Origin of the sequence: Pseudoxanthomonas sp. UTMC 1351, assembly GCF_040948865.1 — a bacterium.
GTDB lineage: Bacteria > Pseudomonadota > Gammaproteobacteria > Xanthomonadales > Xanthomonadaceae > Pseudoxanthomonas_A.
Genome location: NZ_JAVGJT010000014.1, coordinates 62,323 through 84,312 on the forward strand (window position 1 = coordinate 62,323; position 21,990 = coordinate 84,312).

The 21,990-nt window shown below is 61.8% G+C and carries 22 protein-coding genes and 2 tRNA genes; 13 read left to right on the plus strand and 11 right to left on the minus strand.

Going from position 1 to position 21,990, the window contains the following annotated elements:
* The first annotated feature begins 35 nt into the window (after positions 1-35).
* The 3 genes from AB6O04_RS11350 (at position 36) to AB6O04_RS11360 (ending at position 2,832) form a co-directional block, all read left to right on the plus strand.
* Positions 36-1,727, plus strand: a complete 1,692-nt coding sequence (locus AB6O04_RS11350; protein ID WP_368564027.1) for an ABC1 kinase family protein — start codon at positions 36-38, stop codon at positions 1,725-1,727.
* Positions 1,728-1,799: 72 nt separating this feature from the next.
* The gene (locus AB6O04_RS11355; RefSeq protein WP_368564028.1) at positions 1,800-2,381 is read left to right on the plus strand and encodes a hypothetical protein; all 582 of its coding nucleotides are present in this window, start codon (positions 1,800-1,802) and stop codon (positions 2,379-2,381) included.
* 184 nt (positions 2,382-2,565) lie between these two features.
* Positions 2,566-2,832, plus strand: coding sequence for a GlsB/YeaQ/YmgE family stress response membrane protein (locus tag AB6O04_RS11360; protein ID WP_368564029.1), 267 nt, complete (start codon positions 2,566-2,568; stop codon positions 2,830-2,832).
* Between the two features lie 249 nt (positions 2,833-3,081).
* On the opposite strand, the gene msrB is transcribed toward AB6O04_RS11360, so the two are convergent.
* Positions 3,082-3,549: a peptide-methionine (R)-S-oxide reductase MsrB gene (msrB, locus tag AB6O04_RS11365; RefSeq protein WP_368564030.1), complete on the minus strand. Its 468-nt coding sequence runs from the start codon at positions 3,547-3,549 to the stop codon at positions 3,082-3,084.
* Positions 3,550-3,915: 366 nt separating this feature from the next.
* On the opposite strand from msrB, the gene AB6O04_RS11370 reads away from it, so the two are divergent.
* Positions 3,916-4,701, plus strand: coding sequence for a hypothetical protein (locus AB6O04_RS11370; protein ID WP_368564031.1), 786 nt, complete (start codon positions 3,916-3,918; stop codon positions 4,699-4,701).
* Between the two features lie 44 nt (positions 4,702-4,745).
* Here the strand turns inward: AB6O04_RS11370 and AB6O04_RS11375 are convergent, their stop codons facing one another.
* Positions 4,746-5,300 (minus strand): DUF3016 domain-containing protein, encoded by a 555-nt coding sequence (locus AB6O04_RS11375; RefSeq protein WP_368564033.1) that lies wholly within the window; start codon positions 5,298-5,300, stop codon positions 4,746-4,748.
* Between the two features lie 384 nt (positions 5,301-5,684).
* A complete protein-coding gene (locus AB6O04_RS11380) occupies positions 5,685-6,590 on the minus strand; it encodes an AraC family transcriptional regulator N-terminal domain-containing protein (RefSeq protein ID WP_368564034.1) in 906 nt (301 codons plus the stop codon).
* Between the two features lie 212 nt (positions 6,591-6,802).
* Between AB6O04_RS11380 and AB6O04_RS11385 the strand changes: the two genes are divergently transcribed.
* The 4 genes from AB6O04_RS11385 (at position 6,803) to AB6O04_RS11400 (ending at position 10,417) form a co-directional block, all read left to right on the plus strand.
* Complete coding sequence (locus AB6O04_RS11385) at positions 6,803-7,537, plus strand: SDR family oxidoreductase (RefSeq protein WP_368564035.1); 735 nt, start codon at positions 6,803-6,805, stop codon at positions 7,535-7,537.
* A 184-nt stretch (positions 7,538-7,721) separates the two neighbouring features.
* Complete coding sequence (locus AB6O04_RS11390) at positions 7,722-8,195, plus strand: carboxymuconolactone decarboxylase family protein (protein WP_368564036.1); 474 nt, start codon at positions 7,722-7,724, stop codon at positions 8,193-8,195.
* Between the two features lie 182 nt (positions 8,196-8,377).
* Positions 8,378-9,412 (plus strand): aldo/keto reductase, encoded by a 1,035-nt coding sequence (locus AB6O04_RS11395; protein ID WP_368564037.1) that lies wholly within the window; start codon positions 8,378-8,380, stop codon positions 9,410-9,412.
* Between the two features lie 339 nt (positions 9,413-9,751).
* Entirely contained in the window at positions 9,752-10,417 is a 666-nt protein-coding gene (locus AB6O04_RS11400; RefSeq protein WP_368564038.1) for a DsbA family oxidoreductase, read from the plus strand.
* Positions 10,418-10,538: 121 nt separating this feature from the next.
* Here AB6O04_RS11400 and AB6O04_RS11405 read toward each other — a convergent pair whose 3' ends face one another.
* Together AB6O04_RS11405 and AB6O04_RS11410 are read right to left on the minus strand one after the other, a co-directional pair.
* Complete coding sequence (locus AB6O04_RS11405) at positions 10,539-10,751, minus strand: hypothetical protein (protein ID WP_368564039.1); 213 nt, start codon at positions 10,749-10,751, stop codon at positions 10,539-10,541.
* 146 nt (positions 10,752-10,897) lie between these two features.
* On the minus strand, positions 10,898-11,599 hold the full coding sequence (locus tag AB6O04_RS11410; RefSeq protein ID WP_368564040.1) for an arylesterase: 702 nt from the start codon (positions 11,597-11,599) through the stop codon (positions 10,898-10,900).
* A gap of 48 nt (positions 11,600-11,647) precedes the next feature.
* On the opposite strand from AB6O04_RS11410, the gene AB6O04_RS11415 reads away from it, so the two are divergent.
* Positions 11,648-12,388 (plus strand): ABC transporter ATP-binding protein, encoded by a 741-nt coding sequence (locus AB6O04_RS11415; RefSeq protein ID WP_368564041.1) that lies wholly within the window; start codon positions 11,648-11,650, stop codon positions 12,386-12,388.
* Entirely contained in the window at positions 12,385-14,886 is a 2,502-nt protein-coding gene (locus AB6O04_RS11420) for an ABC transporter permease (protein WP_368564042.1), read from the plus strand. Before AB6O04_RS11415 ends, AB6O04_RS11420 begins: the two co-directional genes overlap by 4 nt.
* Before the next feature lie 157 nt (positions 14,887-15,043).
* Here the strand turns inward: AB6O04_RS11420 and AB6O04_RS11425 are convergent, their stop codons facing one another.
* The 6 genes from AB6O04_RS11425 to AB6O04_RS11450 all read right to left on the minus strand — a co-directional run bounded on the left by AB6O04_RS11425 (position 15,044) and on the right by AB6O04_RS11450 (position 19,239).
* Positions 15,044-15,361, minus strand: a complete 318-nt coding sequence (locus AB6O04_RS11425) for a hypothetical protein (protein WP_368564043.1) — start codon at positions 15,359-15,361, stop codon at positions 15,044-15,046.
* 301 nt (positions 15,362-15,662) lie between these two features.
* A complete protein-coding gene (locus AB6O04_RS11430) occupies positions 15,663-16,886 on the minus strand; it encodes an RtcB family protein (protein WP_368564156.1) in 1,224 nt (407 codons plus the stop codon).
* A gap of 67 nt (positions 16,887-16,953) precedes the next feature.
* Entirely contained in the window at positions 16,954-18,078 is a 1,125-nt protein-coding gene (locus tag AB6O04_RS11435) for a slipin family protein (RefSeq protein WP_368564157.1), read from the minus strand.
* A 459-nt stretch (positions 18,079-18,537) separates the two neighbouring features.
* Positions 18,538-18,609 (minus strand) — tRNA-OTHER (locus AB6O04_RS11440).
* Positions 18,610-18,678 (minus strand) — tRNA-Phe (locus AB6O04_RS11445).
* Positions 18,679-19,116: 438 nt separating this feature from the next.
* Positions 19,117-19,239: a hypothetical protein gene (locus AB6O04_RS11450; RefSeq protein ID WP_368564044.1), complete on the minus strand. Its 123-nt coding sequence runs from the start codon at positions 19,237-19,239 to the stop codon at positions 19,117-19,119.
* Between the two features lie 227 nt (positions 19,240-19,466).
* Here AB6O04_RS11450 and AB6O04_RS11455 point away from each other — a divergent pair, with 227 nt between their 5' ends.
* The 3 genes from AB6O04_RS11455 to AB6O04_RS11465 all read left to right on the plus strand — a co-directional run bounded on the left by AB6O04_RS11455 (position 19,467) and on the right by AB6O04_RS11465 (position 21,938).
* A complete protein-coding gene (locus AB6O04_RS11455) occupies positions 19,467-20,525 on the plus strand; it encodes a class I SAM-dependent methyltransferase (protein WP_368564045.1) in 1,059 nt (352 codons plus the stop codon).
* 4 nt (positions 20,526-20,529) lie between these two features.
* The gene (locus tag AB6O04_RS11460; RefSeq protein ID WP_368564046.1) at positions 20,530-21,237 is read left to right on the plus strand and encodes a pseudouridine synthase; all 708 of its coding nucleotides are present in this window, start codon (positions 20,530-20,532) and stop codon (positions 21,235-21,237) included.
* A gap of 248 nt (positions 21,238-21,485) precedes the next feature.
* Entirely contained in the window at positions 21,486-21,938 is a 453-nt protein-coding gene (locus AB6O04_RS11465) for a transposase (protein ID WP_368564048.1), read from the plus strand.
* Positions 21,939-21,990: the final 52 nt, after the last annotated feature.

A 21,990-nucleotide genomic window follows, 5' to 3' on the forward strand; every position in this document is an offset into this window, starting at 1 on the left:
CCGAGAATCCAGACCTACCGTCGGAATTTTCGATTATGGATAGAGCGGACGAAGATCGCCGGGCCAACTCCGCTACGCAGGGATTGAGCCGGAGGGCCAACATCCTCCGCTTTTTATTCCGCTATCGGAACTCTGGGGTTTTCGCCGGTTTGACGCTGGATCCGACCGTGGTCAGCGAAGACATCGGCGAAGGCAGCCCCGATCAATTCGCGCGCGATCTCGAAGCGCTGGGCCCCACGTTCGTCAAGCTTGGACAGTTGTTGTCCACGCGTCCCGACATCGTGCCTCCCGCCTACGCAAGTGCGTTGGAACGCATGCAGGAACATGCGGCTCCGATCGATTACGAACGGGTCAGAGAAGTCGTGGAGAGCGATCTTGGTGTCCGCTTGAGCAAGGCGTTCGTCGAGTTCGACACCACGCCGCTCGGCTCCGCTTCGCTCGCCCAAGTGCATCGCGCCGTATTGCATGACGGCACCGAAGTTGCGGTCAAGGTACAGAAGCCGGACATCCGCCGGCAGCTGATGTCGGACCTGGAAGTGCTGCGCGGTATCGCCAACGCCGCCGACCGCCTTACCAAGGTGGGGCGCCATGTGCTTTTCGCCGATTGGTTGACGGAATTCAGCAAGATCATGATGGCCGAACTGGATTACGTCGCCGAAGCGGAAAATCTGGAACGGTTCGGCGATCATCTGGCGCCGTTTCCCGAGCTGTGGGTGCCGCAGCCGATCTGGGACCTGACCAGTCGACGCGTGCTGACGATGGAGCTGGTGGTCGGTACCAAGGTCAACCAGATCTCCGGCGTGCGCCGCACCGAAGAATCGATGGAGCCACTGGCCGCTGCGCTGATATGCGGCTATCTGGACCAGGTGTTCGTGCATGGCGAGATCCACGCCGATCCGCATCCAGGCAATCTTCGCGTGACGCACGATGACCGGTTGGCTATCTTCGACCTGGGCATGATCGCGCATGTGCCGCCGCGGCAGCGCGATCGCTTGCTCAAGCTGCTGTTCGCAGCGGTGGACGGACGTGGCGAGCAAGTGGCCGAGGAAGCCATCTCCTTGAGCACGCGCTTGGATGACTATGACGAGCAGCGCTTCCTGCGCGAAATCGGGCAGCTGATCAGCCGTTATGCCGCCCATGCGGCTTCCACTTCCGAAGGTACCGTAGTGACGGAGCTGGTCCGGATAGCCACCGCCTGCGGGCTGCGCACTCCGCCGGAACTTAGCTTGCTGGGCAAGACGTTGCTGAACCTGGATACGGTATCGCGTTCGCTATCTCCGGGGCTGCCGGTCAAGCCCTTGTTGGAGGAACACCTGCAGCGGGTGATGCGCGCACGGCTGCGCAAATCGCTGTCGTCGGCCAATATCGCCAGCGAGCTGATGGAACTGCAGACACTGATGCGCGATGGGCCGCGCAAGCTGACCGACATCCTGTCGCTGATCGCCTCCAATCGTCTGCAGGTGCGCATGATGGGGTTGGAGGAATCCCGTCTGATGGAAAACCTGCAGAAGATCGCCAACCGGATTTCCGCCGGTGTCGTCACCGCCGCGTTGATCCTGGCCTCGGCGCAGATGATGCGCATCGAAACCCAAAGCCGGCTATGGGGTTATCCCACCATCGCCCTGCTGTTGTTCCTACTGGCGGTCGGCCTGGGCCTTGGCATCGTTATCAGCGCCTGGCTCAGGGACCGCCGGGTGGGTAAGCAGGAGGAGCGCGGCCCGCAATGATCCGGACCCTCGCGATCTGGAAACCCATCGCCAACCCGAGGCATCGCGCCTCGCTTAGCCGGAGAAATCATCATGTCCACGTCCACCCGGATCCTGTTGCTCGTTCTCCTGAGCGGCGCCGTCAGTGCCTGCCGCCAGGATTCGCCCACTGAGCCGGCGGCACCCGGTGGATCGGGCACCGCCGCGGTGCAGGATGCGCCCGCCCGCAGCGATGCGGTGGAAGGTACTGGCATGGAAACCGTGCCATCTGGCGAGGTCATGGTGAAGTTGCATGCCGATGGCAGCCATCTGGTCGACGGGGCGGACAACGCGCTGTACTTCCTGGAAGGCAACTATGACGGGAGTAAATGCGATCCCGCCTGCCAGGAAGTCTGGCCGCCGATGCTGGCCACGGGCCAGCAGCCTGTCGCGGGTCCGGGTGTGCCGGGCGAGAAACTCGGTGTTTCGCCGACCGGGCAAGGCGCCCGCCATGTGAACTACAACGGCCATCCGCTTTATCGCTATTCCGGCGACCAAGGCGCAAGGCGCACGGCTGGCCATGGCGTATCCGACCGCTGGGGAAAGTGGGGCCTGATCAGCAAAGAGGGCGACGCCGCGCAAGACTCCGCATCAAAAATCCCAACGGATGAAACCGCGCCGAAGCCGCCGCGCTGATTACGTGTTGATTCGTAGGATGGGTCGAGTGCAGCGACACCCATCATCCGCGATGGGTGTCGCTGCGCTCGACCCATCCTACGAAGCGGCTTCACTTTGCCCTCACGTGATCCGTACGCGTTATCGACACTGCCCCGGATAACGTACCGGCACCTGACATATGCTGCATAGGCAGGAGGGAACCGTGGGTATTGTCGTTTGGTTGATCGTAGGTGGCATCGTCGGCTGGCTGGCCAGCCTCATCATGAAGACCGATGCCCAGCAGGGCATCATCTTGAACATCGTGGTCGGAATCGTCGGCGCATTGATAGGCGGATGGCTCATTGGTCCGCTGTTGGGATCCGGATCCATCAACGAAGGTTTCAGCATCATGAGCGTCGTGGTGTCGCTGATCGGCGCCATCATCCTGCTGGCCATCGTCAACCTGTTCCGCCGCGGCAGGGCGCGTTGATTGCGTAGGATGGGTCGAGCGCAGCGACACCCATCACCGCGGACGATGGGTGTCGCTGCGCTCGACCCGTACTACGTAGGAGCGCTGTCCCGGCGCGAGCTTTTGCCTTTTGCGTTGTAGCGATCGAAGCATCCGCGATCTGACAGAAAGAGCTCGCGCCGGGACGGCGCTCCTACAAAAACAGACGCGGTCTACGAAACAGAGGCGTCTACGCGCTCAACTATCCGAAGACTCCGTGCCTCGGAGCTTTTAACCCGCCGGCTGTGCTTCCGCGCCTCCGCGATCTAGACGGTCGGGAAGCGGTTCGCCGCGTTCGGTGAAATCCAGCGAAACCGAGTTCAAGCAATGGCGTTCGCCGGTCGGCGGAGGACCATCAGGAAATACGTGGCCCAGATGACTGCCACAACGCGCGCACACGATTTCGGTGCGAATCATGCCGTGGCTGGTGTCGCGGATTTCACGCACATGGGCCGGGTCGTAGGGGGCGAAGAAGCTCGGCCAACCCGTGCCGGAATCGAACTTGGCACTGGAGCGGAACAGCGGCAACCCACAGAAGCGGCAGGTGTAGACACCCTCCAGCTTGTTATCCAGGAACACGCCGCAGAAAGGCGCTTCAGTGCCATGCTGCAGAAGTACCCGGCGTTCTGCTTCGTTCAACGCCGATGTCAGCGCCTGGCGCTGCGCGTCGGTAGGCGGGGTAAGGTCGAAAGCGCTCATGGCGGACTCCAGTTCGGAAGATAAAGTGCGGCCGGCGATACAAATGACCGAATGCGAATTCCACACTGCCGTTATCGCTACATAGTGCCGCCGTGCGCCGTAAGCAAGCCCAAGTCCGTTCAAGGTGGGAGCTGGTGCACGAGGGCGTCGCCGGCAGGCTGGGCATCGCATCGAAGCCGGCCTGCATTATTATGATTTGGACTACACGCTGCCGGCAGCGCTAGGGCGGGAGGGGAAGGCGGGAAGGGGAGCTGATCCGCCATCGATCCGCTTTATTGCTGAAGAACGCTTGCGGCCGGCACCGGTGGGCGGTTGTCATGAGCTGACACCAGAATGCTCCAAACACGGATTCCACAGGAACTTTGCATGATGCATGCCCGCGCCGCGGCTTCTCTACTACTGGCGATCGCCACAATTCCCGTATCAGCGCAGACCCGCAGCCCGTCGCCTTCGCCCGATTGCCTGGATGCGCGCCGGATGCAGGAAGTCCGGCAGGTCGAACCGCGGGCGCTGACGGTGCTGACCCAGGACGATCGGCGGTTCCGTGTGGACTTGGCGAGCGATTGCCCGGTCGGAACCGGCGACGCCATTTTGCTGGCGCAAGAAGGATGGGTCTGCGGACGGGCGCGCGAGTTCGTCCGTACGGGCGAGCGGCTGTGCCCCATCAGTGGCCTGCAAACAATCGACGCCCGCGAATACGCCGCCTTGGCGCGCGCGGGCGATCGCGATCAAGCCGGTATCGCCACGCTGGATGCAGTGCAGGTGCGCGCGGAGCGACGGCAGGGGTTTGCCGGCTCCTACAGTTACTGCTTCAATCCCCGCTACATGCGGGCCTGGTCAGAAGACAGCGAGGGCCTGCTGGTGGAAATGTCGCCCCGACGCGCAGGCGGCAACCGTTACTATCGCGTGGAGCTGTCGCAGAGTTGTCCTGATCTGTATTCGGCACCTGCCGTCATCTTCCAATCGGGCGTGGGTATCGGTTTGATATGCGGAAACCCAGGTGATCAGGTGCTCGCCCAGACCGAACGCGAAGACGTGGAACGCGCCTATTTGCAGGGCAATGGCATCACGCCGAACTTCAATCCGCGACGCGCAAGGGCCACACGTTGCGCAGTGACCGCTGTGTACCCGCATCAACCCGGGCAAAAGTAAGCGCTAGGTCCGCTGCATTGCGGCGGACCCAGCTCAGCAGCCCATCACACGCCTGGTTTGAACTCGTTGCGCAACCAGTCGTCGATCATCCGCTTTTCATAACGCAGCAGGTCGGTGTTGGTGACGCCGGCATTCAACAAAAAGGAGTGGTCCACCAACTTTCGCTCGCCTTCGACCACCACTTGGCCGTTCGAGTCCAGCACCGTGAAATTCAGCGACATCCGCGGTGGATAGATGTCCTTGACGATACGGATATCGTTCATTCGGATATTGGCGGTGGGTTCGTAGCGGCCGGCCCGGGCGATGTCGGTGATGGTGATCTGCATCGTCTGCCCCGGCGCGAGTTTTTTAGCGGCTTGGCTTTGCAGATACCTGGCCAGATCGGTGACCCAGGTGCCGCGCTGAGCTTCCCAGCGGTTGCCGCTGAACTTCAGCTCGGTGAACTGCGTGGGGTCGGTCCAGGAGACGGTGACGGGGCTGTTATCGCTGGGCAACGCACGTGGTAGCCCCGGGTCGGTCACGCTCGGCTGGCGGGCGTATCCGGTGCCGGCCAGGGTTAGTCCCAGCACGGCTGCGAGCAGAAGGGACAAGGTTTTCATGATGTTTCTCCGACGGCATATTGCCTCACTCGATTCTGCGCGTCGGTTGGGGCACCGGCAATCGGGTGGGGTGGCCGGTTCGGCTGGCTGTCAGGAAGCGTTCATTGCGGGTTGAGACTTGGCGATTGTTTTGTGCCATATGTGACAGGTAGCTCTAGTTCTTGGTCCTCGGCGCTTCGCGGTTAGTACCCACGAGAGTGATGGTCTACGCGCCTGCCGCGGGCGTCACTTGTTCTTTGCTCGAGCAAAGAAAGTAGGGCCTCGCGGCAGGCGCGTAGAACATCCGTGTCAATGAGCTAACCGCGCCAGCGCTAAGAGCTAAGAATCAACATACTCAAACTCTTCCAGTCCGAGCTAAAGAAACGATCCATCACGACTAAAAACCTATGCATAACGCAACCGCTCCACATCCCGCAGCGGCGGCGCCCCAAACATCCGGCTGTACTCGCGACTGAACTGAGAAGGACTTTCATAACCCACCCGATGACCCGCGGTAGCCGCATCCACCACCTCGCTCAACATCAGCCGGCGCGCTTCCTGCAACCGCAATTGCTTCTGGTACTGCAACGGACTCATCGCGGTCACCGCTTTGAAATGATGATGCAATGCCGAAGGACTCATATGCACCTCGCGGGCAATATGCTCGATCCGCAGCGGCTGGTGGTAGTTGCTTCGCAACCAACCAATCGCCTTGGCCACCCGATGGCCCTGGCTGTCGGCGACGGCGATGTGGCGCAGCATGCCGCCCTGTCCGCTGCGCAACAGCCGGTAAAGGATTTCACGGACGATCAATGGCGACAGCAGCGGGATGTCCTGCGGCGCCTCCAGTAGGCGTGCCAGGCGCAGCGCCGCATCGAGCAGTTCGGGATCGCACTGGCTGACCGAAAGTCCGCGGGAAGGGGGCGGCAACGGCGCCGATGCGGTTTCCGCCTGTGTGACCAGACTGGCGATATCGGTCGGCGAAAGCCTCAACACAAAGCAAAGGTACGGCGATTCCGGACTGGCCACGGTGACGCGGCCGGTAATAGGCAGATCCACTGATGCGACCAGGTAGCGCGATGCGTCGTACTCGTACACCTCATTGCCCAGCATCGCCTGTTTGGCGCCCTGCACGATCAAGCAAAGCGAGGGTTCCTGCACACCGCACATCGGCTTGCTGGGCGTCGCCCAGCGGGCGAAGCGCAGGCCTTCCACCGAGGTTTCGTGGATACCGTCTTCGCCGGTGAATCGTTCAATCAGTTCGGCCAGGTTGCCACGCTTTGCGGCTATGGCTTCGTCTTCGTGTGTCATGGATCTGTCCGGTAATCCGTGGGAAGCGCGGGGTTCGTTCATGGCCGGAAGTCTACGCCCGCCCGCCATCGAAAAAAGTGCCAGCCCGGTGCCTGTGCAGGATCGGGCAATAACCGTGGAGGAACCGGATATCGGCGATTGGGATACGACGCCCAGACTGGCACCACTCCGGCGCAGCCCGCGTCGGATCCATCCCCCACGAGGAAATCATCATGTCCGGAATCGAAGGAAAGGTCGTCGCCGTGACCGGTGCCAGCAGCGGCATCGGCGAAGCCACCGCGCGGCTGCTGGCCCAGCGCGGCGCCCGTGTCGTACTGGGTGCGCGACGCACCGATCGCCTGCAGAAGCTGACTGAGGAAATCGAAGCCCAAGGCGGCACTGCCCGCTACAGCGCGGTCGATGTGACCCGCCTGGAAGACGTGCAAGACTTCATCGCATTCGCCCAGGAGCAATTCGGCCGCGTCGACGTCATCGTCAACAACGCTGGCGTCATGCCGCTGTCGGCGCTGGAAGCGCTGAAGGTGGACGAATGGAACCGCATGATCGACGTCAACATCCGCGGCGTACTGCACGGTATCGCTGCCGGCCTGCCGCTGCTGAAGGCACAGGGCAGCGGCCAGTTCGTCAACGTGTCGTCGATCGCTGGCCACGCGGTCTTTCCCACCGCCGCCGTCTATTGCGCCACCAAATACGCGGTGCTGGCCATTTCCGAAGGCCTGCGCCAGGAAAGCACGGATATCCGCGTTACCGTGATCTCGCCCGGCGTCACCACATCGGAACTGGCCGACACCATCACCGACCCCACCGCTAAGCAGGGCATGGAAGAATTCCGCAAGACCGCCATCCCAGCCGAAGCGATCGCCCGCGCTATCGCCTACGCGATCGAGCAGCCGGAGGACGTGGACGTCAGCGAAATCATTGTTCGCCCCACCGCAAGTCCTTACTGATCGACTCAGAAACTTATCTGTATCCATGCCTGTCCAGTAGGAGCGGTCCTTTGCGCTTGTAGGAGCGGCGTCCCGCCGCGAGCTCTTCCTTTCAGGTCGCAACAGAAGCGAACAGCTCGCGCCGGGACGGTGCTCCTACCCTTGTTGTCGACCATCCTGTTTCTTTACCCATAAGGACACCGCCATGAATCCGATTCCACCTCTGAAGACCTGGCTTGTCGCTGCCGTACTGGTTGCGATTGCGTCCGGCGTTCAGGCTGAAAACAATGAAGAGGCCACTCATCGGCCAAGCGGCCCAGCATCGGCATACGCCTGTGATGCTGGTCCCTCGCAACATGCACCAGACGCGTCGTCCGAAGACTTTCCCTCGTTTATCGACGCGGCAGCAGGCTACGCTTTGGGTGAAGTATGGGGGCGGCCCGTACAGGACCCGCGTACCCGGCAACTGGTTGCCATTTCTGCGTTTCTCGCACAGGGAAGCATCGACCACCTGAAGACCGCTGCGCGTCGTGCGCTTGAACTGGGTGCAACGGAAGAGCAGTTGAGGGAGGTGGTGTATTTGACGCTTTCGCGTGCCGGTGTGGCGAGCAGTGCGGATACTGCTGGTGTAATCAGTGAAGTTCTTTCAGACACCAAGAGTCGTGTTTTGATCGAGTAGATCAAAAGCTCGCGGCGGGACGCCGCTCCTACAGAACCCGTCGGAGCGATGTAGGAGCGGCGTCCCGCCGCGAGCTCCTGCTTCACCACAGCAAAAAACAACAAAGCTTTCCATCAACACGGTTGAGGGAAATCCCACATTGAAGTGCAATAGCCATTCTCCTACCCCACAGGAACATCATCATGGAACATCGCTATCTCGGCGCATCCGGTTTTCGCGTTCCCGCGCTCAGCCTGGGTACCGGCACATTTGGCGGGCAGGGCGAGTTGTTCAGTGCATGGGGCCAAACCGACGTGGCCGAAGCGCGTCGCCTGGTCGATATCTGCCTGGAGGCCGGGCTCACCATGTTCGACAGCGCCGACGTTTATTCCAAAGGCGCAGCCGAATCGATCCTGGGCGAAGCAATCAAGGGCCGTCCGCGCGATCAGCTGATCATTTCCACCAAGGCGACTTTCCGCTTCGGGCCGGGCGAGAACGAGGTTGGCTCATCGCGCTATCACTTGGTGGCCGCTGTCGATGCCGCGCTGAAGCGGCTGGGCACCGACTATATCGATCTGTTCCAGCTGCACGGTTTCGATGCACGCACGCCCGTGGAAGAAACGTTGTCCACGCTCAACGATCTGGTACGTGCCGGCAAGCTCCGCTACCTGGGTGTGTCCAATTTCTCCGGCTGGCACCTGATGAAATCGCTGGCCCTCGCGGACCGTTACGGTTGGTCGCGTTATGTTGCCAATCAGACTTACTACTCGTTGATCGGCCGCGACTACGAGTGGGAACTGATGCCGCTGGCCGCCGACCAGGGCGTCGGTGCGGTGGTGTGGAGCCCGTTGGGATGGGGCCGGCTAACCGGCAAGATCCGCCGCGGGCAGCCGCTGCCGGAAACCAGCCGCTTGCACGCAAAAGCCAGCATTGATGCCGGTCCGCCGGTGCAGGATGAGCTGCTGTACCGTGTTGTCGATGCGCTGGAAGAAATTGCAAAGGAAACCGGCAAGACCATCCCGCAGGTGGCGTTGAACTGGCTGTTGCAACGTCCCACGGTTTCGACGATTGTGATTGGCGCACGTAACGAAGAGCAGTTGCGACAGAACCTGGGTGCGGTAGGTTGGAATCTGAGCGCCGAGCAAGTGGCGAAGCTGGACGAAGCCAGTACCACGGTGAAACCGTATCCGTATTGGCATCAAGCGGGATTCAAGTATCGGAATCCAACGCCGGTATAAGTTGTTTGCTTGTGCTTTTGTAGAGCCGAGATCCTATGCTGGCCTGCCAACCCGTTATGGCAGCAGTGCCGGCATAGAATCCTTGTGGGAGCGACGTGAGTCGCGACCGGAAACATTAACGTCGCGACTCACCGGTGCCGGCATGCCGGCACCACTCCCACAAGGAACTCCCCCTTGTAGAGCCGAGCTTGCTCGGCTGCTCTTCAATCCGGAATGCGGTGGAAAAAAGCAGCGGAGCAAGCTCCGCTCTACGTCAAAGCGAAATCTACCAGGAACGCTGGATTCAACTCGCTCCTCGGTCCCATTCAAACATCACCCCGCCACATCGGAAACCACGCAATGTCAAAACCCGTCAAGATCGATTTCGTCTCCGATGTGGTCTGTCCTTGGTGCGCCGTCGGTCTGAGCGCGTTGGAGCAGGCGATCGCGCGCGTTGGCGATGAACTGCAGGTGGAGCTTCACTTTCAGCCGTTCGAACTCAACCCGCAAATGGCGGCCGAAGGCGAAGACGTGACCGAACACCTCACACGCAAGTACGGCATCGGTGAGGCGCAAGTCGCGCAGAACGGTGAGGCCATTCGCGCGCGCGGCGAAGCGCTAGGTTTCACTTTCGATATGGCACGCCGCCGCCGTATCTACAACACCTTCGATGCGCATCGCCTGCTGCATTGGGCTGGCGAACAGAGCGCACAACAGCAGCGGGAACTGAAACACGCATTGCTGCGCGCCTACTTCACCGAAGGCGAAGACGTGTCTTCGTCGGAAGTCCTGGTGAAATCCGCCGAAGAAGTCGGATTGGACGGCGCGCGCGCCCAAGCCATCTTGTCCTCGGACGAATACGCCGAAGCGGTACGTGCGCAAGAGGCGTTCTATCGCCAGCAAGGCATCCAGGCGGTGCCTTCGGTGATCTTCAATGATCGCCACCTCGTCCAGGGCGGACAGCCGGTGGAGTTATTCGAGCAGGCGTTGCGGCAGTTGTCGGGGATTGCCGCACCGGCGGCGTAATGCCTGCCTTGTAGGGCGTGCTTCGGTAGGAGCGGCGTCCCGCCGCGAGCTCTTCGCTTGCATGGCGATCTGACAGGAAGAGCTCGCGGCGGGACGCCGCTCCTACACAACAAATTGCCGATCAACCATGGCTGGCCAGCAACACCGCCTCGTTACCCATCATCTCCATGACCACGGCAGTGGGAATGCCATGGTGCTGATGCAGCGTAGCCGCAAGAAGCTCGGCGTTCTCGCGCGCATCGCCAAGGGTCTCAAACCAGGAGCGACCGTACTCCCCTTCATAGAGTTGCCAGCCGTTGGCGGCGGAAACAATGGTGAACAGTAGGCGTGGCATGGCCGGTTCTCTCCGTAGATGCAAGCCAGACGAAATGGCGCGCCGGGCGAGACATCAGAGTGAACCTTAGTAAAGAAAATCACATTAAGGAGATCCCGCCCCGTGGCGTAGGAAAATTCCTACCCCACAAAGCGTTCATCAGCGAGTTACTTCAACAAAGGCTCCAGCGCCTTCCACACGTGGTCACGCAGCTTGGGTTGCGCGGTGGCGACCGGGTGCAGGTTGTCGGCCTGGAAGGCGTTCCGGTCCAGTGCGATCGGTTCCAGCAGGAATGGCAACAGCGGCACTTTGTACTGCGTGGCCAGCGCCGTGTAGTTGTTCTCGAAACCCCGGGTGTAGTCGGGGCCGTAGTTCGGCGGAATGCGCATGCCGATCAGCAACACCTTGGCGTTGGCCTTCTGCGCGGCCTGGATCATCTTCTCCAGATTGGCGCGGGTTTGTTGCAGTTGCAAACCACGCAAGCCATCGTTGGCGCCAAGTTCGATCACCACCACGGCAGGACGATGGCGTTGCAGTTCCCCTGTGACGCGTGAGGCGCCGCCAGCGGTGGTTTCGCCGCTGACGCTGGCATTGACGACCCGCCAGCCGGGCTTGGTCTTGGTGAGGCGGTCCGCGGTCAAGGCCACCCAGCCCTGCGCGGAGCTCAATCCGTAGGCTGCCGAAAGCGAGTCGCCCATCACCAGAATGGTGCGCGGCGATTTTGCAGGTGCGGCCAAGGCGGTTTGCGCTGAAACCGGCAAAACCGCCAGTGCGGCCAGGGCGGCGGCCAGCAACCAGCCAATGGCCCAACTTATGGCATGTTGCGCGCGGGAGCGGCTGCCCCCATACCGAACATTATTAAAGAACATTTAATCCGTTCTCCCGATGATTTAATCAGACTGACATTAAGGAACATCATGGCCGATTCAAGTGGATTGCGTGCTGAACTTCCCAAACCAATCGTGAACCCTGCCCTGCAGGTATCAGGATTGGGCAAGCATGTGCCGTTGCCGACCGGCGAGCTGACCATCCTGGAAGAGGTCGGCTTCCAGATCGCCCATGGCGACACGGTCGCCATCGTCGGAGCCTCCGGCTCGGGCAAGAGCACGCTGCTATCGCTGCTGGCCGGATTGGATACGCCCAGCAACGGCCAAGTGATGCTGGATGGTGAAGCGCTGTCGTCGCTGGACGAAGATGGCCGCGCGCGCGTACGCGGTGAAAAAGTCGGCTTCGTATTCCAAAGCTTCCAACTGCTGCCTTCGCTCACGGCGCTGGAGAACGTCATGCTGCCGCTGGAACTGCGTGGCGACGCGGACGCGGAAACGCCCGCTCGGCAGATTCTGGAAAAAGTAGGGTTGGCGCAGCGCCTGGGTCATTATCCACGGCAGCTGTCCGGCGGCGAACAGCAGCGCGTGGCGCTTGCGCGTGCGTTCGTGACGCGGCCGTCGCTGCTGTTCGCCGATGAACCCACCGGCAATCTGGACACGCACACCGGTCAGGCGATCATCGAACTGCTGTTTGCACTGAATACCGAAGCGGGCACCACCTTGGTGCTGGTCACCCATGACGAGCATTTGGCTGTGCGTTGTGGCCGCATCCTGCGATTGGACAGTGGCCGGTTGGTGTCCACGTCGGATTCGCCAGGTGCGCAGTTGTGAAGACGCTGGGCTTGGCTTGGCGGCAGCTACGCCGCGATCTCGCCGCCGGCGATATCCGCATCCTGCTCGCCGCATTGGTGTTGGCGGTCGTGGCGGTGACCTCCGTTGGTTTCGTGACGGACCGCGCCGAACGCGCGCTGGCGATCGAAGCCAACCGTCTGCTTGGCGGCGATGTGGTGATTCGCGCCGATGCGCCCATCACCGGCACCGTGCGTGAAGCCGCCGCCGCGCCCGGCTTGAAGCACACCGAGACGCAGGAATTCCAAAGCATGATCCGCGCCGGCGAAGAGCTGAAGCTGGGCGATCTGCATGCGCTGGGAGAAGGCTTTCCGTTGCGCGGCAGCTTCCGCATCATCGAAGCGCCCAACGGCCGCGAACATGACGCCGCCGGCATTCCCGCGCCGGGCACGGTGTGGATGAGCCAGGCTGGCGCCGACACGCTGGACGCACAACTGGGCGACAACATCGGCATTGGTTCGTCGCAGTTGCGCCTGTCCGCATTGGTGGTGCAGGAACCGGATGCGGCGCTGGATTACTTCAACGTGGCGCCCAAGGTATTCATCAATATCCGTGATCTTCCCGCGACTGGTTTGGTCCAGGAAGGCAGCCGCATTCGCTACCGGCTGGTGATCGCGGGAGACGCGGGCGCGGTGGAGAAGTTCACCGACGCAGCGCGCCCTGCGCTGGAGCGCGGTCAGCGGCTGGAAACCATCCAGGATGCGCGCCCGGAAATACGCTCCGCACTCGACCGTGCCGGACGTTTTCTCGGGTTGGCGGCGCTGGTGTCGGTGGTGCTGGCGGCGGTCGCAGTGGCGATGGCAGCGCGACGGCACAGCGAACGGCATCTCTCCGGCACCGCAGTGATGCGCTGCCTGGGCGCCAGCCAGCGGACGCTGGTGGGCATCCATGTGGGCGAACTGATCCTGCTAGGTTTGACTGCGTGCACCATCGGCGTCGCTATCGCTTTCGCGCTGCAATGGGGCATCGGCAGCTGGTTGCAGCAGACGCTCGGAATTTCAATTCCGCCGGCGGGTTGGATCCCCGCGCTGCAAGGCTATGGCGTCGGCATGATCGTGCTGCTGGCGTTCGGTGCACCGCCGGTGCTCGCTCTGCGTCGCGTACCGGCGTTGCGGGTGCTGCGCCGCGATCTGGATCCTACCGAACCCAGTGCGTGGTTGGTGGCGCTGGCCGGATTCGCGGGGTTGGCTGCGTTGCTGTGGTGGAAAGCGGGATCGGCGGTGCTTGGTACCGCGATGCTGGCCGGCATCATCATCACGCTGGCGGTGTTGGCCGGATTGGCCTGGCTGCTGATCGTGGTGGTGCGGCGCCTGCGTTCGCGCTTGCGCGGCAGTCTGCGATATGGCCTCGCTAACGTCAGCAGGCGCGCGAGCACCAGCGTGGCGCAGATATCGGCGCTGGGTTTGGGTTTGATGGCGCTGTTGTTGCTGACCTTTGTGCGGACCGATCTGCTGGACCGCTGGCAGCTTTCGCTGGCCGCCGATGCGCCCAATCGTTTCATCATCAATGTGCAGCAGGATCAGTTGCGGCCGGTGCGTGCTTTCATGCAGACGCAGGGCTTGGGCGAACCGACGCTATATCCGATGATTCGTGGCCGATTGGTCGAGCGCAACGGTAAGCCGACCAGCGGCGAGGACTATGCCGATCAGGATTCGAGAAGCCAGCGCAGGGCGGACCGAGAATTCAACTTGTCGGTGGTCGATACGTTGCGTGAAGACAACCAGGTGACCGCGGGCGAATTCTGGAACGGCCGCAAGCCGGCGTCGCCGGAGTTGTCGGTGGAGGAAGGCTTCGCCGAATCGCTGGGCTGGAAACTGGGCGACCGCATCGCCTTCGATATTGCCGGGCGGAAATTCGAAGGACGCATCACCAGCTTCCGCAGCGTGGACTGGGAAAGCTTCCGTCCCAACTTCTTCGTCATCGCCTCGCCGGGTGCGCTGGACGGCTACGCGGCCAGCTATATCACCGCGGTCAGCGTGCCGCCGGAGCAGACCCGTTTCACCGCGCAGTTAGTGGGGCAGTTCCCCAACTTGTCGGTGATTGATGTGGACGCGGTGCTGAAGCAGGTACGCAGCACCGCTGATCAGGTTTCCACCGTGGTGCAGGTGGTGTTCTGGTTCTCGCTGGCGGCGGGCGTGCTGGTGCTGTTGGCGGCGATCAGCGCCAGCCAGGACGAGCGATTGCTGGAAGGCGGCGTGATGCGCGTACTGGGCGGCAGCCGTCGCCAACTGCGTCTGGCACAGGCATCGGAGTTCGCTGCCATTGGTCTATTGTCCGGACTGGTCGCGGCGGTGGCCGCTTCGGTGCTGGCGGGCGTCATTGCCACACAGGTATTCGATCTACCGTGGAACGCGAATTGGCAGCTTGCGGCGGTCGGCGGTGGCTTGGGCATGTTGGCGGCACTGGCGGCCGGTTTGTTCGCCACGCGCCGGGTGCTCGACGCGCCGCCTTCGGTGACGCTGAGGGAGCTGCAGGGTTGACGATTTTCATTGGGATGTGACGCTGCTGGTATTGAGCGCTTTTGTGAAGGCGCCGGTTGACCTATCGGCGCCGATAAAAAAGCAGCGGAGCAAGCTCCGCTCTACGAAGGCCCACGGCCGGCGAGAGCTCGCAGGCCTGCACCTAGCGGATATCCCGTTACTCCCGTCTTCGGTTGACTACCGATTTCGGCGTGTCGGCGGGCACTGATCCGGCCTTCGGCGGCCGTTCCGGCTGCGCATTGAACCGACGAGCATAGGCGCGTTCCTCGGCGATCTGCTCCACCATTTCGTCCGCCAGGTCCGGCGCTCCATAGACGACATAGGCGATACGGCCATCCGTTTGTTTGCCAGTCTGATGCAGGCGGTAACGCGGCTGGCCACCGCCGGTGTTCTCGGGGTAATGGATCGATGGCTCCCCGTCTTCCAGGTCCATCTCGTTGTTGTCTATCGTGCCGCCGACGAACAGCGCTCTCATGGAGACACCTCCTGCTTGTGGGGAGCAAACAGCATGGCAGCGCGCATGTTTGCTGCCGATAAAGCAATTGTTGTGGTGGTGCGAAGAAAAGCTTGCTCTTGTGGGAGTGGTGCCGGCATGCCGGCACCGGTAAGTCGCGACCGGGAGAACCAAATCATTCAGGACGGTTTTACGTGAAGCAAGGCTCACAAGGCGAATGAACGCTTTATCCGCTTACTCGCTTCAGCTCATCGGAGCTTTTTACTTCAGGTCGCGACTCACGTCGCTCCTGCAGGTAAAGAGAAAAGGAGTGAGCCGAAGCTCACCCCTTGATGCAAACCACCTGGCGAAGCGTATGCACCACTTCCACCAGATCGCTCTGCGCTGCCATGACGGCATCGATCGGCTTGTACGCCGCCGGCGATTCGTCGATGACCGCCGCGTCCTTGCGGCATTCCACGTGGGCAGTGGCTTCACGGTGCTGCGCCAGCGTGATCCGCTGCCGCGCTGCGGTACGGCTCATCACGCGGCCCGCGCCGTGGCTGCAGCTGTGGAAGCTGTCCTGGTTGCCTTTGCCGCGCACGATGTAGCTCTGCGTGCCCATGCTGCCCGGGATGATGCCAAGCTCGCCTTCGCGCGCGCTGACGGCACCCTTGCGGGTGACCAGCAGCTCCTCACCGCCGTGCGTTTCCTTCTGCACGTAGTTGTGGTGGCAGTTGACCGCCAGTTTCTCCAACTGGAACTTCGGCAGGCGGTGACGCATTTCCGCCAGCACCCGCGCCATCATCGCTTCACGATTCGCGCGAGCGTAGTCCTGTGCCCACGACACCGCCTCCACGTAATCGTCGAACAACGGCTCGCCTTCCATGAAGAAAGCCAGGTCCTTGTCCGGCAGGTGGAAGCCGAGTACGCGGTGCGCCAACTGCTCGCGCGCCTGCTCGATGAAGTAGGTGCCGATCAAGTTGCCGGTACCGCGCGAGCCGCTGTGCAGCATCACCCAGACCGCGCCGGTTTCATCCAGGCAGATCTCGATGAAGTGGTTGCCGCCACCCAAGGTGCCGATCTGCCGATCGAGCTTGTCAGTGCGGATCCTGCGGTGCTTGGCCTTGATGGCTTCCAGTCGCGCCACCAAGCCCGACTGCACCAGCCTCGTTTCATGGCTGTCGGGCAGACGGCGGTGTTCGCCACCCGGGCCATTCCCCACCGGCACGCTGCGCTCGATGCTGGAACGCAGTTGCGCCAGGTTGTCCGGCAGATCGCTGGCGCGCAGCGTGGTGCGCACCGCAGCCATGCCGCAGCCGATGTCCACGCCTACAGCTGCCGGGATGATCGCGCCACGGGTCGGAATGACCGAACCCACGGTGGCGCCCTTGCCCAGATGCACGTCGGGCATCACCGCGACCCACGGTCCGACGAAGGGAATGGACGCGATATTGCGCAACTGTTCGTGCGCCTGCGCTTCCAGCGGCACGCCGTGCACCCAGCCCTTGATGGGCGTGGCGCTGCCTTCGGCGTGCAGCAGTTCGAAATGTTGTGTGTTCATGATGCTTCTTCCATTGAAATAAAATTGCCCCCTCTCCCGTGCACGCGGGGTGAGCGGGGAAGGGGCAGGGTTACTGCTTCAAACTCACCAACTGCTTCAGCACGCCATCCAGGCCGCCGAACACGGTCAGCTTGTCGATCTTCTCGGTGACCTTCTCCAGCGCCTCCAGTTCCTTGAGGCGCATCAGCACCGGGCTCTCCTCGATCAGACGCGCGGTGTTGAGCAGCGAACGTGTGGCGTTCGCTTCCTCACGACGACGGATCACGTTGGCCTGAGCCGTCTTTTCCGCCTGCACCACACCGTTGAGGATGTCCTTCATCTCACCCGGCAGGATCACGTCCTTCACGCCGACGCCCAGCACTTCGATACCCAGGCCACCGATCTGGCCACGCACGTACGCGAAAATGTCCGCATCCAGCGAAGCCTTGTCGCCCAACAGCTCGTCCAGCGTTTTGGCGGAAACCGCCTTGCGCAGGCCGTACTGCAGTTCGCGATACAGGTGATCGCCGTACTTGGCTACTTTGGTACGCGCGGCGACCGGGTCGGTCACGCGCATGCTGGCCGCCAGGTTGACGCGCAGCGACACCTTGTCCTTGGTCAGCAGCTCCTGGCCTGAGACTTCCAGCGACTGCACGCGCAAGTCGATCACTTCGGCGAACACGTTCTTCTGGAAGTTCCAGAAGGCGTACGCACCCGCATCCAGCGTACTTGTCAGCTTGCCGTCGATGAACAGAAGACCGGCCGCTTCCGCCGGCACGTCGACCGCCACCGCGACCTTCGCCAGCAAACCCAGCTGACGCAGACGCTTGACCACTGCGGCATCGACTTCCAGCGTGTCGACGAGCGATACGGTCTGTACGTCGACCTGCACCAGGCCCTTCCAGTACAGCTTGCGGGTACCCGGTGCCAGCACGTCCTCAAGCTTGCCGTTCTTCGACACCAGACCGAACTGCTGCATGCCGATATCCGCCAGCACGAAGCGCGTGGACAAACCTGCACCCAGCTGTGCGATCAGCACATCCGCGTCGTTGCCGGCGTATTCCGGCTTGGTCAGGTTGTGCACGGTGACGACGCTTCGATCCAGCGGATCGAAGAATGTGTAGACGCCGGGCGCGAGCAAGCGCTCGAACCGACGGTTGCGATACACCAGGCCGCGTTCGCCGTCACCGATCACGACCCTCTTGGTCCAGAACATGCTCTTTAGAGTCATGGCTATATTTCCTTGTTGGCTCTGGTGGTCCGATCCATTGATTGAAGTTGCACGCGGAGGATCGGTTGCCGCGCTGTTAGCCCCTCCCCCTGTGAAGACAGGGGGAGGTTGGGAGGGGGTGCTGTGGCATCTCATGAACCCACACAACCCCTCCCCAACCCTCCCCTGCCTTCGCAGGGGAGGGGGTAATAGGTGGAAACGCCCCTTGACGCCGATGCCGCGGGAATCGCGCGCTGTCCCCGGGGAGTCCGGCATACCTGTCGAAGTTCGCGATGTTCTGCCCGCTTCGACTTCGATGCCGTCCCGCCCGCTTCGAGGGCGTGGCTCCGGCCGCACCACCGCTGCTTTGCTCCGTGCCACACCGTCCTTGGCGCGAGCACAAAACGCCGCACGGGGCGTTTCCTGGTTGGGACTTTCGTCCCGATGTCATGACGTAACAGGTCATGGTTTGGAGCGGGATTCGAACCCGCGACTCGCAGATAAAAATCTGCTGCTCTACCCAACTGAGCTATCCAGTGGTGGACGAACCGGATTCGAACCGGCGCCAACGACTTTCGCCGCTGCTCGACCGCTGAGCTTTCGTCCGCTCGCGAAACACCTTCTCCCACGCTTCGGCATACGCCCCGGCAAAGCCGCGCGCACCGGACGGGACACAAGCCCGTACCGCTGAAACGTGTTCGATCGATGTTCCGTATTGCCGGCTGTCGCCAACCGGCAATTCGTGCAGGCGCATCGCGCCTTGTCTTTTCTGCAACCCATTCCGCGCCGCTCGCGTCGAAGCATCACAACGCGGCGCACATGCGCCCGTTGCCGCTGCGCCCCTGCTTCGGCGTGCGATCAGGCACGCCGGATGCTTCAGGGCGGAAACTAAATTCCGTTGACTGGATTGACTGAACTCTTTCGATGCATACGCATCCCTTGCGAACGCTAAAAACAAAACGCCCCCGGGACTTGCGACCCGAGGGCGTTCGCGTTGCCTCGGGAGATCGGGGTGGCCGATCTCCCAGGGAGTTCAGCCGTAGATTAGGTGTCCATGTACCGGTTGCATTCGCCACGCAGGCCGTCGCAGGCCAGGCGCGCACGCGCGTCCGCGCCGTGGCATGGCCACAGGGCAAACAGGATCGCGGTGACGAAGTTCGGTTTCATGGAGGTGTCTTTTGAAAAGCGTTCGTTGAAAAGCGTTAGCTGAAAAAATCGCCAACAGAGGCGAAGGCCGCGCACGATACTCGGGTTGTTTTGTTCGCGCAACTATTTTTTAACAAGATAATCGCCATCCCGACAAACGGTCGCATGCCGTTGCCGAGCGCAAGAAGACGTGTGTCGATGCACTGGCAGGTAGAATCGCGACCGCCTTTCCTTTTTCGTGATGTCTCTTGGCCGCTCCCTATTCCGACCCCGCGCTCGATACGCTGTTCCTGCCCTTCTCGAATGGACCGCTGACCTGGCCCGCAGGGGATGTGCTGTTTCTGCGCGCCCGCGATGGCGCCGGATTGCGGCAGTTTCCGCTTGCGCGGCTGGTATGCGAGCAGAGCTTCAAGCCGTTTGCCGATGAGCTTTCGCGCGCGGGTCTGCAAGTGGTGGCCGAAGCTTCGCCTGCGACCACAGACGCACGTTACCCATTGGTGCTGGTGCTGCCGCCTCGGCAACGCGACGAAGCGCGTGCCCTGTTCGCGCGCGCTGTCGCGCTGACGGCACCGGGCGGCATCGTGGTGGCGAGCATGACCAACAACGAAGGCGCAAAGTCCGGTGAGGGCGATCTGAAGCAGTTGACCGGGTTGGGCGGCAGCCTGACCAAGCATCATTGCCGAGCCTTCTGGACGCGACCGCTCGACGGTGGCATCGACGCCGCACTGCGCGACAAGTGGTTGGCGCTGGATGCGCCACGGACCATTCTGGACGGGCGCTTTATCAGCCGGCCCGGCGTATTCGCCTGGGACCGTATCGACCCGGCCTCATCGCTGCTGGTTGAAAAGCTACCATCGGATCTTGCTGGGCACGGCGCGGATCTGGGCGCCGGATTTGGCTACTTGTCGGCTGAGGTCCTGTCGCGCTGCCCCAAGGTGCAGGCACTCGACTTGTACGAAGCCGAAGCGCGTGCATTGGATCTCGCAAAACAGAATCTGGCTAAGCAAGCATCGCCTGCGCAACTGGAATATCTGTGGCATGACGTCACCACCGGCCTCCCGAAGCGCTACGACTTCATCATCAGCAATCCGCCTTTCCACACGCAAAGCCGCGCCGACCGGCCGGATATCGGTCGCCGGTTTATCGCGGTGGCGGCAGAAGCATTGAAGCCTGGTGGCCGACTATGGCTGGTCGCCAATCGCCATCTACCTTACGAAGAGACGCTCAATGCCAGCTTCGGTCAAGTGCGCGTAGCGGGTGAACGCGATGGCTTCAAAGTGATCGAAGCGATCAAGGCCAGACGCTGAAGCAATGAAGATCGTCAAGCATATCGCCAATCTCGGTTACGGCAGCCGTAAGCAGGTCGCGCTCATGTTCCGCGAAGGACGCGTCACCGACGCCGCGGGTGAGGTGCTGTACGCCGATGATCCGGTCGATCATGACAATATCCGCATCGACGGCGAGCCACTGGATCCGCCGCCGGGCTTGATCCTGCTGCTGCACAAGCCGGTCGGCTACACCTGTTCCACCAAGGACCCTGGCCGCATCATCTACGACCTCCTACCGCCACGATTCCGGCTGCGTTCTCCGTTGTTGTCGCCGGTGGGCCGGTTGGATCGCGACACCAGCGGCTTGTTGTTGATGACGGACGATGGCGCGCTGCTGCATCGCATCGTGTCACCCAAGTCGAAGCTGCCCAAGATCTACGAAGCAACACTGGCGCAGGATCTGCGCGGCGACGAAAGCGCGCTCTTCGCCAGCGGCACCTTGATGCTCGAAACCGAGCAGACACCGTTGGCACCTGCGGGCCTGGAAGTGCTCGGCCCCCGTCATGCACGGCTGACATTGACTGAAGGCCGTTACCACCAGGTCCGTCGCATGTTTGCGGCTGTCGGCAACCATGTGGAGGCGCTGCATCGTAGTCGAGTGGGAGGGCTGGACTTGGGAGATTTGCCAGCTGGGCAGTGGCGGCCGTTGGAGGAAGTCGATCTGCGGAAGCTTTTTGGCGTTGGCCATTGATACGGTCGCGACTCACGTCGCTCCCACACGTTCAGCAGCATCGTGGAAGTGGTGCCGGCATACCGACACCGATACGTTGCGACAGTTCAGGACATCTCGACACTTGACAGCTCTCACATGCTCAACGTGTGGGAGCGACGTGAGTCGCGACAGCTCCAGAACCTTCTGACAACGGAGACCGCAATTCCCCGATAGCAGTGGGAGATGTAGCGGTGAACCATGCATGCTCCAGATCGGAGATCGCATGCATGTTGGGCTACGCCACACTAAGAAAAGGCCGGACTTCCATCACCAGCCAGATATATCTGGTGACGTTCACCACCGCGAGCCGCGTCAGGCTCTTTGAAGATCATGACCTCGCGCGCCTGGCGGCCCAAGCCATGACCGACCGGCGACTCTGGTATCGCTCGCAATTGTTGGCTTGGGTGTTGATGCCGGATCATTGGCACGGCTTGATCGAGCTGGGAGCCATGGACAGTCTTTCAATCATCGTGCAGAAGCTGAAGAGCAACAGCGCCCGCCGCATGCGGGCAGAACATCCGGCAACAGGAGCGATTTGGGAAAAGGGATTTCATGATCGCGCTATCCGCACTGAATCCACCATCAAGCCTGCGGCCAGATACATCGTCGCCAACCCTCTTCGTGCAGGTCTTGTGGAGGACCCAGGCGAATATCCGTATTGGCATTCGGTATGGTTGTAAGACAAAAGAGATGCTTCTTCTTTCGGGGCCGCGAGCGATGTGGATGGGTGGC